At 60.6% G+C, this 16527-nt stretch carries 17 protein-coding genes; 11 read left to right on the top strand and 6 right to left on the bottom strand.

Features of this window, described 5'->3' with window-relative positions:
• Positions 1 to 214 precede the first annotated feature (214 nt).
• The 3 genes from ACODTD_RS07715 to ACODTD_RS07705 all read left to right on the top strand — a co-directional run bounded on the left by ACODTD_RS07715 (position 215) and on the right by ACODTD_RS07705 (position 2560).
• Entirely contained in the window at positions 215 to 1162 is a 948-nt protein-coding gene (locus ACODTD_RS07715) for an ABC transporter substrate-binding protein (RefSeq protein ID WP_011334669.1), read from the top strand.
• A gap of 134 nt (positions 1163 to 1296) precedes the next feature.
• Positions 1297 to 2196, top strand: a complete 900-nt coding sequence (locus ACODTD_RS07710) for a polysaccharide deacetylase family protein (RefSeq protein ID WP_201819169.1) — start codon at positions 1297 to 1299, stop codon at positions 2194 to 2196.
• 121 nt (positions 2197 to 2317) lie between these two features.
• Positions 2318 to 2560, top strand: a complete 243-nt coding sequence (locus ACODTD_RS07705; protein WP_011334667.1) for a DUF1652 domain-containing protein — start codon at positions 2318 to 2320, stop codon at positions 2558 to 2560.
• A 3-nt stretch (positions 2561 to 2563) separates the two neighbouring features.
• On the opposite strand, the gene ACODTD_RS07700 is transcribed toward ACODTD_RS07705, so the two are convergent.
• Positions 2564 to 2926 (bottom strand): NUDIX hydrolase, encoded by a 363-nt coding sequence (locus ACODTD_RS07700; protein WP_011334666.1) that lies wholly within the window; start codon positions 2924 to 2926, stop codon positions 2564 to 2566.
• Between the two features lie 196 nt (positions 2927 to 3122).
• On the opposite strand from ACODTD_RS07700, the gene ACODTD_RS07695 reads away from it, so the two are divergent.
• Positions 3123 to 3311 (top strand): hypothetical protein, encoded by a 189-nt coding sequence (locus tag ACODTD_RS07695; RefSeq protein WP_007950503.1) that lies wholly within the window; start codon positions 3123 to 3125, stop codon positions 3309 to 3311.
• 57 nt (positions 3312 to 3368) lie between these two features.
• Here ACODTD_RS07695 and ACODTD_RS07690 read toward each other — a convergent pair whose 3' ends face one another.
• Positions 3369 to 3608 (bottom strand): hypothetical protein, encoded by a 240-nt coding sequence (locus ACODTD_RS07690; RefSeq protein WP_007950501.1) that lies wholly within the window; start codon positions 3606 to 3608, stop codon positions 3369 to 3371.
• 176 nt (positions 3609 to 3784) lie between these two features.
• On the opposite strand from ACODTD_RS07690, the gene ACODTD_RS07685 reads away from it, so the two are divergent.
• Positions 3785 to 4120: a hypothetical protein gene (locus ACODTD_RS07685; RefSeq protein ID WP_041475321.1), complete on the top strand. Its 336-nt coding sequence runs from the start codon at positions 3785 to 3787 to the stop codon at positions 4118 to 4120.
• Between the two features lie 129 nt (positions 4121 to 4249).
• Here the strand turns inward: ACODTD_RS07685 and ACODTD_RS07680 are convergent, their stop codons facing one another.
• Positions 4250 to 4528 (bottom strand): Rho-binding antiterminator, encoded by a 279-nt coding sequence (locus ACODTD_RS07680; protein WP_011334663.1) that lies wholly within the window; start codon positions 4526 to 4528, stop codon positions 4250 to 4252.
• A gap of 241 nt (positions 4529 to 4769) precedes the next feature.
• On the opposite strand from ACODTD_RS07680, the gene ACODTD_RS07675 reads away from it, so the two are divergent.
• A complete protein-coding gene (locus ACODTD_RS07675; RefSeq protein WP_221614501.1) occupies positions 4770 to 5375 on the top strand; it encodes a DUF6338 family protein in 606 nt (201 codons plus the stop codon).
• A gap of 136 nt (positions 5376 to 5511) precedes the next feature.
• Here the strand turns inward: ACODTD_RS07675 and ACODTD_RS07670 are convergent, their stop codons facing one another.
• Positions 5512 to 6417, bottom strand: a complete 906-nt coding sequence (locus ACODTD_RS07670) for a LysR family transcriptional regulator (protein ID WP_489104692.1) — start codon at positions 6415 to 6417, stop codon at positions 5512 to 5514.
• A 121-nt stretch (positions 6418 to 6538) separates the two neighbouring features.
• Here ACODTD_RS07670 and ACODTD_RS07665 point away from each other — a divergent pair, with 121 nt between their 5' ends.
• Together ACODTD_RS07665 and ACODTD_RS07660 are read left to right on the top strand one after the other, a co-directional pair.
• A complete protein-coding gene (locus ACODTD_RS07665; protein ID WP_489104691.1) occupies positions 6539 to 7906 on the top strand; it encodes an MFS transporter in 1368 nt (455 codons plus the stop codon).
• A gap of 24 nt (positions 7907 to 7930) precedes the next feature.
• Complete coding sequence (locus tag ACODTD_RS07660) at positions 7931 to 9205, top strand: glucarate dehydratase family protein (RefSeq protein ID WP_064379388.1); 1275 nt, start codon at positions 7931 to 7933, stop codon at positions 9203 to 9205.
• Positions 9206 to 9247: 42 nt separating this feature from the next.
• On the opposite strand, the gene ACODTD_RS07655 is transcribed toward ACODTD_RS07660, so the two are convergent.
• The gene (locus ACODTD_RS07655) at positions 9248 to 10132 is read right to left on the bottom strand and encodes a LysR substrate-binding domain-containing protein (RefSeq protein WP_011334658.1); all 885 of its coding nucleotides are present in this window, start codon (positions 10130 to 10132) and stop codon (positions 9248 to 9250) included.
• Between the two features lie 159 nt (positions 10133 to 10291).
• Between ACODTD_RS07655 and ydiJ the strand changes: the two genes are divergently transcribed.
• Complete coding sequence (ydiJ, locus tag ACODTD_RS07650) at positions 10292 to 13321, top strand: D-2-hydroxyglutarate dehydrogenase YdiJ (protein WP_285358195.1); 3030 nt, start codon at positions 10292 to 10294, stop codon at positions 13319 to 13321.
• A gap of 115 nt (positions 13322 to 13436) precedes the next feature.
• A complete protein-coding gene (locus ACODTD_RS07645) occupies positions 13437 to 14606 on the top strand; it encodes an acetyltransferase domain-containing protein (protein ID WP_041475572.1) in 1170 nt (389 codons plus the stop codon).
• A 6-nt stretch (positions 14607 to 14612) separates the two neighbouring features.
• On the opposite strand, the gene ACODTD_RS07640 is transcribed toward ACODTD_RS07645, so the two are convergent.
• Positions 14613 to 15518 carry a LysR family transcriptional regulator gene (locus ACODTD_RS07640; RefSeq protein WP_011334655.1) on the bottom strand — a complete coding sequence of 302 codons (906 nt, stop codon included), beginning with the start codon at positions 15516 to 15518 and terminating at the stop codon, positions 14613 to 14615.
• A 131-nt stretch (positions 15519 to 15649) separates the two neighbouring features.
• Here ACODTD_RS07640 and ACODTD_RS07635 point away from each other — a divergent pair, with 131 nt between their 5' ends.
• A complete protein-coding gene (locus ACODTD_RS07635) occupies positions 15650 to 16480 on the top strand; it encodes an oxidoreductase (protein ID WP_489104690.1) in 831 nt (276 codons plus the stop codon).
• Positions 16481 to 16527: the final 47 nt, after the last annotated feature.

The following is a 16527-nucleotide window of genomic DNA, read 5'->3' as shown; positions in this document are numbered from 1 at the left end:
TGCAGGCTCTGTGCCATGTGCGCCTTGTCCCGTATTTACGGGGTTTAACGCCGGTTTTGCAGGTTTGAAGTGTTGCAGGGAAAACACTGTGCCGAGCCACTGTTGCTCGGCGAACAGTGCAACGGGAGGGTGCTGAGCTTATGCGCTAATCGAATTTCAAATCTTATTTGTAAGAGCGTTATGGTCTATAAAAACCCCTTCTGCAGGACTCGCCATGAAGCTCTCACGTTTCCTACGCGCCGCGTTGACCAGCGCACTGTTTGCCACCCCATTGACCTACGCTGCCGAACCCTTAGTCCTGCACGTCGGCGACCAGAATTACTACAACATCCGCGCGTCCATAGAAGCGTCCGGCGTGTTGAAGGACGCGCCTTACACGGTCGACTGGAAACACTTCCAGGCCGCCGCGCCACTGGCCGAGGCGTTGCAGACCGGGTCGCTGGATCTGGGTTTTCTGGGGGATTCGGGATTTCTGTTTCTGGCGGCCAAGCAGGCGCCGGTGAAGCTGATCGGGGTGTCGCGGCAGAACCCGGACACCATCGCCCTGTTGGTGCCCAAGGATTCTCCGGTGAAAACCATCGAGGATCTGAAGGGCAAGAAAGTCGCCTACTGGCCGGGTGCCTGGAGTCAGCAGTTGACCTTGCGGGCGCTGGAGCAGGGCGGTTTGCCGGAGAATTACGTCGACTTCGTCAAGCTGATGCCGATTGATGCAGCGGCGGCGCTACCGCAAGGCAGCATCGATGCGTTCCCGGTCTGGGAACCGTACATTTCCCAGCAGATCGTGTTCTCGGGTGCGCGGCCGATTCTGACGGCGAAAAACCTGATGCCGGGCTTGAGCGCCATTGCGGCATCGGCGCCGTCCATCGACAGCAAGCGCGAAGCGATCGCCGATTTCCTCGGGCGCCTGAAGCAGGCCCGGGCCTGGGTCGACAGCCACACCGACGAATACGCCGACCTGTGGGCGAAGAAGGCCAATCTCGATCAGCAGGTTTCGCGGCACTGGTTGCGCCAGGCGCACATGACGGTCGGCCCGGTCGATCAACAGGCCGCCGCCGATCTGCAAAGCACCGCCGACTTCCTGTTCAAGGTCAAGGCGCTGCCGGCACCGCTGGCCACAGCGGGGATCATCGACAGCTCGTTTCAACAGGCGCTGGCACGCTGAGCGAGCGCTGGAACCAAACCCTGTGTATCTTTATCCAACCTCGGCCCATCTCATTGGGTCGCAGGGAGGCAGCAGCGGCGAAGGAGTTTTGCCAATCGACAACATGACCGCTACGGTCGGGCTCAAGGCAAAACATGACACAGTGGTTCAAGCTTTTCTGCGCGATGGCGGTGGCCGTCGGGTTGGCCGGATGCATCGCCGCTCCCATCGAAATGACCGCGCAGACCGAGACCCGGCTCAAGGCCCAGGCGCCTGTGCGGTTTCTGTTGACCTTCGATGACGGCCCCAGCGCTTCCAGTTTGTTCAATCCCACCGACACCGTGCTCGACAGCCTCAAGGACAACCCGCTGCAACCGGGGATCAAAGCGGTGTTTTTCGTCCAGACCCGCGCTCCACGGGCGGGCAACAGCGAGATCGGCCGGCGGGTCATGCGTCGCGAGCATGCTGAAGGGCACATTCTGGGTTTTCACACCGCTACCCATTGGCACACCAATCATCGATTGCTCGATCCTGATGAGCTCGAAACCTCGCTGACCAACGGCTCGGCAGACATCGTGGCGATCACCGGCGCGCCGCCGACGTTATTGCGCCCGCCATTCTGGAACTACGACAAACGCACCTTCGCCGCTTATCAGCAGCACCATATGCAGGTGTTGCTGACCGATCTGAGCGCCAATGACGGCAAGATCTGGGGCTTCAACGCCAGTCCCCGGCGGCGGGCGAACATGCTGCGTCAGCTATCGGAAGTCCGCGAACGGATTGCCCTCGGTGAACTGCCAACGGTGGACGGGGTGATTCCGGTGGTGGTGACCTTCCATGACCTCAACCGCTACACCGCTCGCCACACCCGCGAGTACTTAGAGATTCTGCTCGACAGCGCCGCTGCCACCGGCGTGCGACTGGCAGAAAAACCGTTCTATGATGATCGCGCGACATTGGAAAAAGCCGCATTGGCGCGCACCGTGCGTGAGTCGTCGAAACCGGTGAACCTGCCAGGGATCTGGAACTGGATCTGGGACCATGACGCCCACTGAGTGCGGTGATGTGAAATGTGAAGCGGTTGGCAAATTCTGCAGGTGTCGGCGCAAGCGGGGCGATAAAAGCTCATCTATGCTCATCGGGTTGCCCGAGTCAACGCCTGTGAGGCGTTCCCCCATGATTGCCATTGCCGATATTTGCCGCATCGTCGAATCCGGCTTCTCGCCGCTGTATTGCGATTGCACCGAAACGGCGCAGGGACTCTTGCAGATCAAGGTTTACGAACCCGACAGCGGGCGTGTCGAGCTGTTGCTCAACGGGGTTTCCCCGGAGCATCTGGTCACCATTCGTGACATTTCCAATTTCATCGGTGAATTGCGCACCGAAATGAGCGCCGGACGCCGGGCTTTCGCCGGCTGACGGTCAAAGACGTCGCTGGAAGGCGCGGACGATGTTCAGCGTAGCGTTACTGACGTTCAGATTCTGCACCGCATCGAGCGGGTGCCAGAGACAGTCGACAATTTCATTCAGCGGGCGAACCTGATCGATGTTCAGCACCGACGCCTCGTAGACGTGGTGCCGGGTGCTGCCGTTCTGCAACTCCATCAGATAGAGCATCTCATCGCTGTCCAGTCCGGTCTCTTCCTTGAGTTCGCGGGCGGCGGCTTGCGCGCGGGTTTCTCCCGGCTCGACGGTGCCGCCCGGCAGCGTCCAGCGGCACCTGGGTTTGCGCACCAGAAGAATGTGTCGGTCCTGCTCGCAGATGACCGTTGCTCGTACTTTCATGTGTTACCCGAATGTCGGTTGTCATAAATCTGTCATGAATTAGCAATATTTGGGCCGCTGCCGGTCTAGAGCTTCTGAGTGCCTGGCAGCGGCAAAAGTGCCGGAGACTTGACGCGGCCGCGGTGCGACGTTCGGTCGGCACAGGGGGCATTGCGGGTGTAAGGTGGAAAAGTTCGTCAGCAGACAGGAGGTGCCTATGAGCATGGCGATGCTGAACAAAATGCACATGAATGGCTACGACGTACTCAGCGTCAACAACGGCCCGTGGCGGGTCTGCACGCAGGGTGACCGGCTCGCTTCGTTTGCCAGTCGCGAGGAAGCGCTGGCGTACGCCGCCGCGCTGCCGGGGTACAAAAGCCGCGCACGCGGTCGCAAGGCAGACTGAAGGTCTGTGAAGAAAAAGCCCCGGTTGTCCGGGGCTTTTGCTATGGAAGGGTGAGGTTCAGTGGACTTTGGTTCGGCTGATGGCGCGGGCTTTCACTTCCCGGGCGTACAGTTGCAGGCGTTCTTCATCGCTTTGCAGTACCTCGCAGGATCGCAGTACCGCCTGGGCGTCCGCCTCGTTGCCCGACTGGCGCAGTTGCTCGGCGATACGCTTGAGGTCCACCGCCGACCATCTCAGGTCCGATGCCACGCTTTGCAGGTCACGCTGAAGTTCGTGTTCGTATTCATTGAGCCGCATGATCACCTCCGGAACATTCTCGGTAAAACAGATTAGCCGCATTTTTCCGGTGTGGGGCAAGGTCTTCTGTCGATGAGCTGAACGGCCCGGTTTTCAGGGAATGCAGGCAGAGCGCTACGATGGATGTCCGAACAGTTACAGGGTACATTCGCGTTTTTTCAGATGAAGGAATCACCATGCGGATGTTGATCGGGGGGATGCTGATGGCGGCATTGGCCGGTTGTTCGTTGCCTGCTTCACTGGTGCCGGGCGAACCGAATGTCAGCAAGACCAGCGACAAGACTCCCAAGGACTACGCCGCTTGTGTATTGCCCCTGTGGCAGCAGGACGTTGCCAAGACGTCCCAGACAGCGATTTCCAATGGCTACCGGATCACCGCGCCGAGCATCGTCACCGCCGACGAGATTCTCGATGTGGTCAAGTACAAGGACGGCAGCCGCGTTTCCCTGTATCAGGGGCCGCCGTGGGCGAAGTCCGGGTCGTTGCGCAAAGCGGTGCGCGACTGTCTGTAAGGTCACAAACCGGCCAGCGGCTGACCGGTGCGATTGCGCTGGCTGCTGCGGATCCGGTGATTCCCGTCGTCGCGTAAAGCGACGTGTCACAAAAAATCCCGCCGGTTGATTCCGAGCGGGATTTTTTGTTCAGATTGCGCAAACCCCTTCGGCAAGGATCACCCGACCGAACTCGGCGTTGGTCTCCTGAGGCGTGATGGCAAGCAGTTGGTCGAGGCGAATTTCCTGTTGCGCGGCTTGTTGCTCGATCACCAGGAATTCTTCTTTGTCACTGCTGGTTCGCGTGGTCACGGCTTTGGCCATCAGCCGCTGACCGTCGATCAACTCGATGTCGAGCTGATAGCCGCGCAGGCAAGCGATTTCCAGGTAGTCGTAAAGGTCACAATTCAATGGCTGATAACGGGTCATGGCGTTACTCCTCGAAACCTTGGGCGATGATGAAACGATCCAGGTCATGCATCAACCTTCATGCGGCGGTGCTGATGGCGGCAGAGAAGGGCGTGGATCGGATTCTGCAGGATAGTAATGCGCGGTGACAGATGATCGCGAGCGTTCCTCCCGCGTGCACTAGGCTTTGAATGCCGGCTCATTACGGGCCGGCATTGCTGTTTTAGGAGGAGTGTTTTTTTGATTCAAGGAGCGACCGATCATGGATGATCTGGTGAAAGAAGTGATTCCGTTGTTGCAGTACCTGATCCCGGGGTTTGTCTCGACCTGGATTTTCTACACCCTGACGGCGTTCAAACGGCCGGATACGTTCGGACAGATTGTACAGGCGTTGATTTTCACGTTTGTGATTCACGGGATGGTGCTGGGTATTGGGGCGGTTTGTGTGTGGGTGGGAGAGCAGGGGATTTCTGTAGGGAGATGGGATGCGAAAGCTGAAACGTGCTGGGCATTTTCTGCGTCCTTGCTGCTGGGATTGATGGCTTGTTGTCTGGCAACTAATGGCAAATTGCATAGGTGGTTGCGCAGCAGAAACGTAACGAAACAATCTTCCTATCCCAGTGAATGGTTCTGCGCGTTTGCGCAATTCGATCGGGTTATCACTCTGCATTTGAACGATGAAAGGCGTGTTCTAGGCTGGCCGGTTGAGTGGCCGCCGGAGTCGACCTCCGGGCAGTTTGTGATGCAGTACCCGTGCTGGATTAATGGCGATGGAACAAAGGAGCCTATTAGCGCCGAATTTTTGCTGATAGATTCCACGAAGGTTCAATGGGTTGAATTCAGCCCGGCATCAGAGGGTTCATCATGACAGCCAGAGCACCGCAACTGATACCTCCACATATAAAGCGTCTTTTTGTAGGGCCGGACGGAAAGCGGCTGGAGAAACCATTGATCGAGGCATCAAAGGCACCTCCTCCGCCGAAATACCCTCCATATCCGCAAGCTCATTCCTGACCCCATCCATCCTTCACCGCCCGGCGAATGCCCTCCAGCAACATCGCAAACGCCGGGTTGTCGTTGTTCTCCCGCCAGATCAGATGCAGCTCGTTCTGCACCCCTTCGCCCAGATCGATCTCGCGAAACACCACATTCCTGAACACCACACTGGTCGCGCAACGCGGCACCAGCGCCAGGCCCATGCCTGCGTTGACCAGCGCCAGAATCGTCAAGGAAGATCCCAGCCACTGCACGTAATCCGGAGCGACCCGGGCCGAGCGCAGCATGCCGGTGAGCAATTCGTTGAACGGCGGATAGGCGGCGTGGGAATACATCAGGAAGGGCTGCCCATCCAGGTCCTTCACTGAAACGTCGTCTGCCTCCGCCAGTCGATGGCCGCTCGGTACCGCCAGCACAAAGGGCTCGCGCACCAGGCATTCGGTGGCGTAACCAGGTTCGAGCAACGGCGCGCGGACGATGCCCAGATCGATGCGACGGGCACGCAGGGCTTCGTGTTGCTGATAGGTGTTCATTTCAGTCAGGTCGATCTTCACCTGCGGCTGCTTGAGGCGCGCCTCGGCGATGACCTTGGGCAGAAATTCGTACACCGCGCTGCCGACAAAACTGATGTTCACCGAACCGATATCGCCCTCGGCAAAGCGCCGGGCGGTGACGGCAGCCTGTTGCGCGCGTTCGAGCAGATTCTGCGCCTCGATGAAAAACGCCCGGCCGGCGGCGGTGAGCGCGACACTGCGCGTGCTGCGGGTAAACAGTTCGACGCCCAGATGATGTTCCAGTAACTGGATCTGCCGGCTGAGTGGCGGCTGGGTCATGTTCAACCGCTCGGCGGCGCGGCGGAAGTTGAGTTCCGTGGCGACAGTGGTGAAGCAGCGCAGTTGGGTCAATTCGAACATTGATCTAATCCAGGTATCAATCGAATGCCAGGTTAGATTAGACGGGATCAATTGCCCCGTCCATGATCGCTCTACGCCTGAACAGGCCTTCCCTACAAAAACAAAGATCGGGAGTCGCCCCTTGAAAACCCTCCAGAGTTCGCCGGACATCACGGTACTCGCCCGCGCTGCCGCCAAGGTCAAGCGCCATGTGCTGCCGTTGTTCGTGGTGATGTTCATCGTCAACTACATCGACCGGGTCAACATCGGTTTCGTGCGCAGTCATCTGGAAACCGATCTGGGTATCGGTGCTGCCGCCTATGGCCTTGGCGCCGGTCTGTTTTTCATCGGTTACGCCTTGTTTGAAGTGCCGTCCAACATGCTTCTGCAACGCTACGGCGCCCGCGCCTGGCTGACGCGGATCATGTTCACATGGGGCGCAGCGGCGATGGCCATGGCGTTCGTCAAAGGCGAAACCAGTTTCTACGTGCTGCGCTTCATCCTGGGCGCTGCCGAAGCCGGGTTCTTCCCGGGGATCATTTATTACTTCACCCAATGGCTGCCGGCTTCTGAACGCGGCAAGACCATGGCGGTATTTCTCAGCGGGTCGGCGATTGCTTCGGTGATATCCGGTCCGGTGTCCGGCGCGTTGTTGCATATCAGCGGCCTGGGCATGCACGGCTGGCAGTGGATGTTCCTGATCGAAGGCGCTGCGTCGGTGGTGCTCTGCGGGTTTGTCTGGTTCTGGCTGCAATCCCATCCGCGCCAGGCCAAGTGGCTGACCGAAGAGGAGCGTGAAGCGCTGGTGACGGCAGTCGCCGAGGAACAACGTGCCCGGGAGGCGACCCACGTCGCCAAACCATCGATGTTCAAACTGTTGGCGGATCGGCAGATCGCATTGTTCTGCTTCATCTACTTCTCCATCGCCCTGACCATCTACGGCGCCACCTTCTGGCTGCCGAGCATGATCAAGAAAATGGGCAACCTGGGCGACTTCCAGGTCGGGCTGCTCAACTCGGTGCCGTGGATCATTTCCATTGTCGCGATGTACGGCTTTGCGGCGCTGGCGGGCAAGTGGAAATTCCAGCAGGCCTGGGTCGCACTGACCCTGGTGATCGCCGCGTTCGGCATGTTCATGTCCACCACCGGCGGGCCGATTTTCGCCTTCGTCGCCATCTGTTTCGCGGCAATCGGTTTCAAGGCGGCTTCGGCACTGTTCTGGCCGATTCCGCAGAGCTATCTGGATGCGCGCATCGCGGCGGCAGTCATTGCTCTGATCAACTCCATCGGCAACCTCGGCGGCTTCGTTGCGCCGACCGCGTTCGGTTTTCTGGAACAGACCACCGGCTCTATCGAGGGAGGCCTGTATGGCCTGGCCGCGACTTCGCTGGTAGCGGCAGTAGTGATTTTCTTCGCCCGCATGGCGCCCGGCGCCAAAGGCAACACCCCGGCAAAGCCTGAACCCGAAACCGCGGTTGCGCCGACGGCCAACCCGCTGGCGAGCCACTGATTCCGACTCAACAGGAGCGTCATTTTGAAAATCACTCGCGTAACCGTCACTCCGATCGCTTTCCGTGATCCGCCGCTGCTCAACGCCAGTGGCATCCATGAACCGTTCGCCCTGCGCTCGATCATCGAGATCGAGAGTGACAACGGCTACATCGGCCTCGGCGAAAGCTATGGCGATGCCCCGGCGCTGGCGATCCAGCAACAGGTGCAGTCGCAGTTGATCGGTCTCGATCCGTTTAATCTTAATCAGCTGCGTCGGATCGTTCAGACCACGGTTGCCGCACACAAACCGGCCAGTCTGGCGGGTGCCGAACTGGCGCCCGGTTCCCACGCCAGCAAGGCCGTCAGCAATGCGTATTCGGCGTTCGAAGTGGCGTTTCTCGACTTGCAGGCCCATTACCTGAATGTGCCGTTGGTGGATCTGCTGGGCGGTGCGGTGCGCGACGAAGTGCCGTTCAGTGCCTACCTTTTTTTCAAGTATGCGCAGCACGTCGATTCACCCTACAAACCGGACAACTGGGGCGAGGCGCTGAACGAGCAGCAAATCGTCGCCCAGGCGGCGCGGATGATCGAGGCGTTCGGTTTCAAGAGCATCAAGCTCAAGGCCGGCACGTTGCCGCCGGAACATGAGGTGGCGTGCATCAAGGCGCTGAAAAAGGCCTTTCCCGGATATCCGCTGCGCATCGATCCCAACGGCAACTGGTCGCTGGAAACCTCGATCCGCATGGCCGAGTTGCTGGGTGATGATCTGCAGTATTACGAGGATCCGACCCCGGGCCTCGACGGCATGGCCGAGCTGCACAAACGCACCGGGCTGCCGCTGGCCACCAACATGGTGGTCACTGATTTCGACGAGTTCCGCCGCAGCGTGGCGCAGAACAGCGTGCAGATTGTTCTCGCCGATCACCATTACTGGGGCGGCCTGCGCGATACCCAGACCCTGGCGAAAATGTGCGACACCTTCGGCCTCGGCGTGTCGATGCATTCCAACTCACACCTGGGCATCAGCCTTATGGCCATGGCGCACGTGGCGGCCGCCGTGCCGAATCTGGACTACGCGTGCGACACCCATTATCCGTGGCAGGAGCCGGATGAAGAGGTGATCAAAGGCGGCAAGCTGCCGATTGTCGATGGCTGCGTGAAGATCACGCGTGCGCCGGGCCTGGGGCTGGAACTGGATCACGATCAACTGGGCAAGCTGCATGACCAGTACCTGACCTGCGGCATTCGCCAGCGCGATGATGTGCGGCAGATGCAACGCTATAAACCTGACTGGAAAGCGCTGAAGCCACGATTCTGATCGAGCAAAACCAGAGGGCGCCGAACGGCGCCCTCGGTTGTTTCAAAGCGTACGCATCAACCAGTCGCGAAACGCCTTCAGCGACGCCAGCGACTCATTGCGCGCCGGGTAAACCAGGTAATAGCTGCGCCGGCTGCTGATCGGTTCACCCAGTTGCAATAGCTCGCCGTTATGCAATTCATCTTCCACCAGAATCCTCGGCACCAGCCCGATCCCGATATTGGCGCGCACGGCCTGGATCAAGTGCGAGGTCATCTCGAAACTCGGGCCAATGCGCATACTGCGATGGGGCAGGGCATGATGGCTGAACCACTCGGACCAGGCCTGAGCGTTGCTGCTGACGTTGAGCAGCAGTTGCCCGGCGATGTCCTTGTCGGCCGCACGGCGTTCGGCATCGGACAGCTGCGCACTGGCGATCACCACCAGTTCTTCGGTGTGCAGGCGGTGGGCGGTCAGCCCCGGCCAGTCACCGCCACCGACGCAAATCGCCGCGTCGATTTCGCTGGTGTCGAAGTCAATCGTCTCGATGCGCGAATGAAGATGAACGGTCATGCCCGGGTGCGCGGTGTAGAAATCCTTCAAGCGCGGCAGCAGCCATTTCGAGCCGAAGGTCGGCAGGGTCGCCAGGCGCAAACTGTGGATGCCTGAGCCAAATGCCATGGCCTGCAAGGTCGCACTGCGGATCTGGCCGAGGGCTTCGGACAGTTCGCGCTGATACATGCGCCCGACGTCGGTAAGGATCACCCGCCGGCCTTCGCGGCTGAACAGGCGCATGCCGAGCATCTTTTCCAGAATCTGCACCTGCCGGCTGACGGCGCTCTGGGTCAGCGATAGTTCGTGGGCGGCGCGGGTGTAGCTTTCATGGCGTGCAGCGGCTTCAAAAGCCAGCAGCAACGACATCGAGGGAGTGAGGGTTCGCGGATTCATTCGTTTTAGTCATGGATTGCGGGTCGATTTTACGGTTGTCCCGACATCGCTCTGCAATGAACATAAGGCCTATGAGATGGCGGGAGCGTGACGCAATCATTCCTTGCGCACAACTGTTCACCGCCACACGGCCCGTTTTTGACCGAGATTGCCCTCCCGATGATTGCCCAGCTGTCGCCTTCCACCGCGTTGAACACCGACTACCAACAGTTTCTCAAAGCCCTTGAAACCAGCGGTTTTCGCGGCGAAATCAATGCCGACTACGCCAGCCGCGTGGTGCTCGCCACTGACAACTCGATCTATCAGCGCTTGCCGCAAGCGGCGGTGTTCCCGCGTGACGCTGACGACGTAGCGCTGCTGGCGCGTCTGATCGCCGAACCGGCTTACCAGAAAGTGGTGATCACGCCTCGCGGTGGCGGCACCGGCACCAACGGCCAGTCGTTGACCGACGGCATCGTCGTCGACTTGTCGCGGCACATGAACCGCATCCTCGAAATCAACGTTGAACAGCGTTGGGTGCGGGTACAGGCCGGTGTGGTGAAGGATCAACTCAACGCCGCGCTGAAATCCGCCGGGCTGTTTTTCGCCCCGGAACTGTCGACCTCGAACCGGGCCACCGTCGGCGGCATGATCAACACCGACGCCAGCGGCCAGGGCAGTTGCACCTACGGCAAGACCCGCGACCACGTGCTGGAACTGCACATGGTTCTGCGCGGTGGCGAACGTTTGCACGGCCGCCCGCTGGCAGAAAGCGAGCTGGCAGCGGAATGCGCCCGCGAGGGCCGGGCCGGCGAGGTGTATCGCTGTGCGCGGCAGATCATCGATGAGCAGGGCGAGCTGATCCGGGAAACCTTCCCCGATCTCAACCGCTGTCTGACTGGCTACGACCTGGCGCACCTGCGCGAGGCCGACAATCGTTTCAACCTCAACAGCGTGCTGTGCGGCGCCGAGGGTTCGCTGGGGTTTGTGGTCGAGGCCAAGCTCAACGTGTTGCCGATCCCCAAGCACACGATGCTGGTGAACATTCGCTACGCCGGCTTCATGGATGCCTTGCGCGATGCCCGGGCGTTGATGGCGCTCAAGCCATTGTCGATCGAAACCGTCGACTCCAAAGTGCTGTTGCTGGCGATGCAGGACATCGTCTGGCATGGCGTCGCCGAGTACTTCCCGGAAAGCGCCGAGCGGCCGACGCTGGGGATCAACCTGGTGGAGTTCTGCGGCGACGATCCCGAGGAGCTGCAACGCCGGGTCGAGGCCTTCGTCCAGCACTTGGGCACCGACGCCACGGTCGAGCGCCTGGGCCACACGCTGGCCGTCGGGCATGCGGCGGTGAATCGCGTCTACGGCATGCGCAAACGCGCGGTGGGCCTGCTCGGCAACGTCGCCGGTGAAGCGCGCCCACAGCCGTTTGTCGAAGACACCGCCGTGCCGCCACAACACCTGGCCGAGTACATCGCCGAGTTGCGCGACCTGCTCGACAGCCACCAGTTGCAGTACGGCATGTTTGGTCACGTCGATGCCGGCGTGCTGCACGTACGGCCGATTCTCGACATGAAGGATCCGCAACAAGCCGCATTGGTGCGCCCGGTGTCGGACGGCGTCGCCGCGCTGACCCAGCGTTACGGCGGTCTGCTGTGGGGCGAGCACGGCAAGGGTCTGCGCTCGGAATATGCGCCGGCCTTCTTCGGCGAACTGTACCCGGCGCTGCAAGCCTTGAAGGCGGCGTTCGATCCGTTCAACCAGTTCAACCCCGGCAAGATCGCCACGCCGAATATTCCCGGCGCGGCATTGCTGAAGATCGACGAAGTGACCCTGCGCGGCGAGCTCGATCGGCAGATCGACGAAAAAGTCTGGCAGGACTATGGCGCGGCCATGCACTGCAACGGCAACGGCGCCTGCTACAACTTCGATCCCGACGATGCGATGTGCCCGTCTTGGAAAGCCACCCGCCAGCGTGCGCAATCGCCAAAAGGCCGCGCCTCGCTGATTCGCGAATGGCTGCGGTTGCAGGGCGAGGCGGGTGTTGATGTGTTGGCCGATGCCAGTCGCCGTCCGCCGTTTTTCAGCACGTTGCTCCAGCGCTGGCGCAACAGCCGTGCGCAGGAACAGGACTTTTCCCACGAGGTTTACGACGCCATGGCCGGCTGCCTGGCGTGCAAATCCTGCGCGGGGCAGTGCCCGGTGAAAGTGAACGTGCCGGACTTCCGCTCGCGGTTTCTCGAGCTGTACCACACCCGTTATCTGCGGCCGGCGCGGGATTATCTGATCGCTTCGCTGGAGTACACGATTCCGTACATGGCGCGGATTCCGTTGCTCTACAACGGCGTGATGGGCGCCTCGTTCAGCCGGCGCTTGATCGAGCGCCTTGGCGGCATGGTCGATGTGCCGTTGCTCAGCCGTTTCGATTTCCACGCGGCGATGCGTCGCTGGCAGGTTCAGCCGGCGTCGGTCGAGGTGTTGTCGGCGCTGTCTGCAGCCCAGCGCGAACGCAGCGTGGTGCTGGTGCAGGATGCCTTCACCCGGTATTTCGAGGCGCCATTGTTGGCGGATCTGATCGAGCTGATTTCGCGACTGGGCTATCAGGTCTATCTGGCACCGTTCAGTGCCAACGGCAAGCCGCTGCATGTGCAGGGCTTCCTGTCGGCGTTCAATCGCGCGGCGCTGCGCAATGCCGGGCAATTGCGCGCACTGGCCGAGATCGGCGTGCCGTTGGTGGGGCTCGACCCGGCCATGACCCTGGTCTATCGCCAGGAGTATCTGAAAGTGCCGGGGATGGAGAAATGCCCGGAGGTGGCGCTGGTGCAGGAGTGGTTGCTCAAGGTCATGCCGGAGCAAATCGATCAACGTCGCGCCGAACCCTTCCGCCTGCTGGCGCACTGCACCGAAAAAACAAACGCCCCGGCCGCCACCCGGCAATGGGAGCAGGTTTTCGAGCGCGTTGGCCTGAAGCTCGCGACTCAGGCCACCGGCTGCTGCGGCATGTCCGGCACTTACGGACACGAAGCGCGCAATCGCGAGACGTCGGCAGTGATTTACGAGCAATCCTGGGCGAAGCAGATCGAGGCGCCGGTGGAGAAGGGCGAGGCGCTGGCCACCGGGTATTCCTGCCGCAGTCAGGTCAAGCGCCAGGCCGATCGACAGTTGCGCCATCCGTTGCAGGTCGTGCTGGAAATCCTGCGTACAGCGTAATCGCTGTTTGAGAACCGCTAGCGATTGGATCGGTTTTTCATGTTATAAGGTAACGCAAATTATGTGGCCGCTTTCGGGCGGTCGCATCGATCAACCTTTCGATTGCGATACCTCCATGACGATTGCGGTTCCCCGTTCTGCCCCCTCGGCGACTGGCCGGTTGCTGTCCATTGATGCGCTGCGTGGCCTGGTGATTCTGTTCATGTTGCTGGACCACGTGCGCGAAACCTTTCTGCTGCATCGTCAGGTCTCCGACCCGATGGACATCGCCATCACCGAGCCGGCGCTGTTCTTCAGCCGTACCCTGGCGCATCTGTGCGCGCCGGTGTTCGTGCTGCTGACCGGGTTGTCGGCGTGGCTGTTCGGCGAGAAGTACGACGGCAAGGCTGACGTCAGTGCCTTCCTGTTCAAGCGCGGACTGTTTCTGGTCGCGCTCGAATTCACTCTGGTGAATTTCGCCTGGACGTTCCAGTTGCCACCGACCGTGATCTACCTGCAAGTGATATGGGCGATCGGCCTGAGCATGATCGCGTTGTCGCTGCTGGTCTGGCTGCCACGCTGGCTGTTGTTGACGCTGAGCCTGACGATCATCGCCGGGCACAACCTGCTCGACGGACTGCACTTCGCAACCGAGTCAGCGCTGCACGTGCCGTGGGCAATCCTGCATGACCGCGGCTGGATCGAGGCGGGCGAGACCTTGCGCCTGCGCACCTCGTACCCGTTGCTGCCGTGGATCGGCGTGATCGGGCTGGGTTACGCGCTGGGGCCGTGGTTCGCTCGCGCAGCCGATGCCGGCGTGCGCCAGCGCCGTTTATTGATCGGTGGTGTCGCCGGGCTGCTGGGCTTTGTGGCACTGCGGCTGGTCAACGGTTACGGCGAGAAACCCTGGGCCTTGGGTGACAGCGGTGTGCAAACCCTGATGAGCTTTTTCAACATCACCAAATACCCACCGTCGCTGTTGTTCATCACGTTGACGGTGAGCGTCGGGCTGCTGCTGTTGCTGGTGTTCGAGCGCGCGCAGGATCGACGCTTGATTCGCTGGCTGACGGTGTTCGGTTCGGCACCGATGTTTTTTTACCTGCTGCACTTGTATGCGCTGAAGGTGCTGTACCTGATCGGCGTGGCGCTGTTCGGGCTCAATCAGGGCACCTATTTCGGTTTCTCGTCGGTGACGGCGGTGTGGCTGGCGGCGATGGTGCTGGCGGTCGCGTTGTTCCCGGCCGTGCGCTGGTTTTCGGCATTGAAGGCCCGGCGTCGCGACATTGCCTGGTTGAAGTATTTGTAAAGCGGCTTAGCCCGTTTTGCCTTCGCTGGCATTGCGGGCGAAATCGATAAACGCCTTGAGCGGTGCCGGCACGTGGCGCCGACTCGGGTAATACAGATGCAGGCCGGGATAGTACGGGCACCAGTCCGCCAGCACCTGTACCAGCCGCCCGCTCGCCAGATGTTCCCGGGCCATGTTCTCGAACACATAGGCCAGTCCCAAGCCCTGCAATGCCGGGCCGATCATCAGGCTGACATCGCCCAGCGTCAGCGGGCCGTTGATCTCGATTTCCTGTTCTATACCACCCCGTTCGAATTCCCAGCGGTACATCGAACCGCTCGGGAACCGATGTCGGATGCAGGGAAGGGCATGCAAATCTTCAGGTTTCTGTGGCGCGGGATGTCGTTCGAAAAAGCCGGGTGCGCCGACCACCACTGAACGCAGATTCGGTCCGATGGGCATCGACACCATGTCAGCTTCCAGCCGATTGCCGAAGCGTACACCTGCATCGAATCCGGAGGCGACGATATCCAGTAGCGCATCGCTTTCGACCACTTCCAGACGGATGTCCGGGTAAATCTTCAGAAACTCGCTGGCTATAGGCAGCAGCACCAGCTCACAGGCCTGGCGCCCGGCAGTGATACGCAGGTTGCCGGAAGGCTTGTCGCGAAAGTGATTGAGGTCTTCGAGGGCGTCGTCGATGTCGCGAAACGCCGGTTTCAGCCGCGCGTATAACCGCTCGCCCGCTTCGGTCAGCGCCACACTGCGGGTGGTGCGATTGAACAGGCGCACGCCTAGGCGATTTTCCAGAGCCCGCAACGAATGACTCAGCGCGGACGGTGTCAGGCCCAGATCCACCGCCGCACGGCTGAAATTCAGGTGCTGGGCGATGCAGAGAAAGATCGGCAGATCCGCCGTGGACGGGGTTTTCATTTGTGAACGCCTTTCACAAAGTCATGCAAATTTGTTGGGATTATCACATCAGTAGCACGGCTTTAAAGTCGACTCAACTCATCAAGAAGGCCCCGGCAATCTCGCCAGGGTCACCGACAGGAGGAGTTGATATGCGTACCTGGCTGATTACCGGAGCTTCCCGTGGTTTTGGCACCCTTATCGCTGAACAGGCCCTGCGTGCCGGTGACGCGGTGATTGCCACCGCCCGCAACCCGCAAGACATCACCGACCGCCTCGGCGATCACCCGAACCTGCTGGCGGTGCGCCTGGATGTCACCCGCGAAGAGGAAGCCCACCAAGCGGTGGCAGAAGGCATCAAGCGCTTCGGTCGCATCGACGTGCTGATCAACAATGCCGGCTTCGGCGTGTTGGGCGCCGTCGAAGAAACCAGCGCCAGCGAAACCGAGCGCCTGTTCGCCACCAACGTGTTCGGCCTGCTCAACGTCACCCGCGCCGTGTTGCCGCACATGCGCGCCCAGCGCAGCGGACGGGTCATCAACATCTCGTCGATTGGCGGTTATCAGGCCTACGTGGGCTGGGGTGTCTACGGCTCGACCAAGTTCGCGGTAGAAGGCATCAGCGAAGCGTTGCATCAGGAACTGGCGCCGCTGGGCATTCATGCCACGGTGGTCGAACCGGGCTTCTTCCGCACCGACTTCCTCGACGAACAATCGCTGATCAAGACCGCGCTGGTGCTGCCGGACTACGACGAAACCGTTGGCAAGATGCGCACGTTTGCCGAAGCTGCCAACCATGCGCAACTGGGCGATCCGCTGAAGTTTGCTGAAGCGATGCTGGCGCTGGTCAACGCACCGAACCCGCCGCAGCGGCTGGCGCTGGGCAGCGACACGGTTGCACGGATCGAGGCGAAGAACCGCTTGGTGGCGCAGGAATTGGCCGAGTGGAATGAGCTGGCATTGTCCACGGATTTCAAGGACTGACGTAACCCTCCGTTGAAGCCATCGCAGGCTGCGCTCTGTTGATCGCA

Source organism: Pseudomonas sp. FG35, from assembly GCF_057809295.1.
This window is presented reverse-complemented; position numbering and strand designations above follow the sequence as displayed.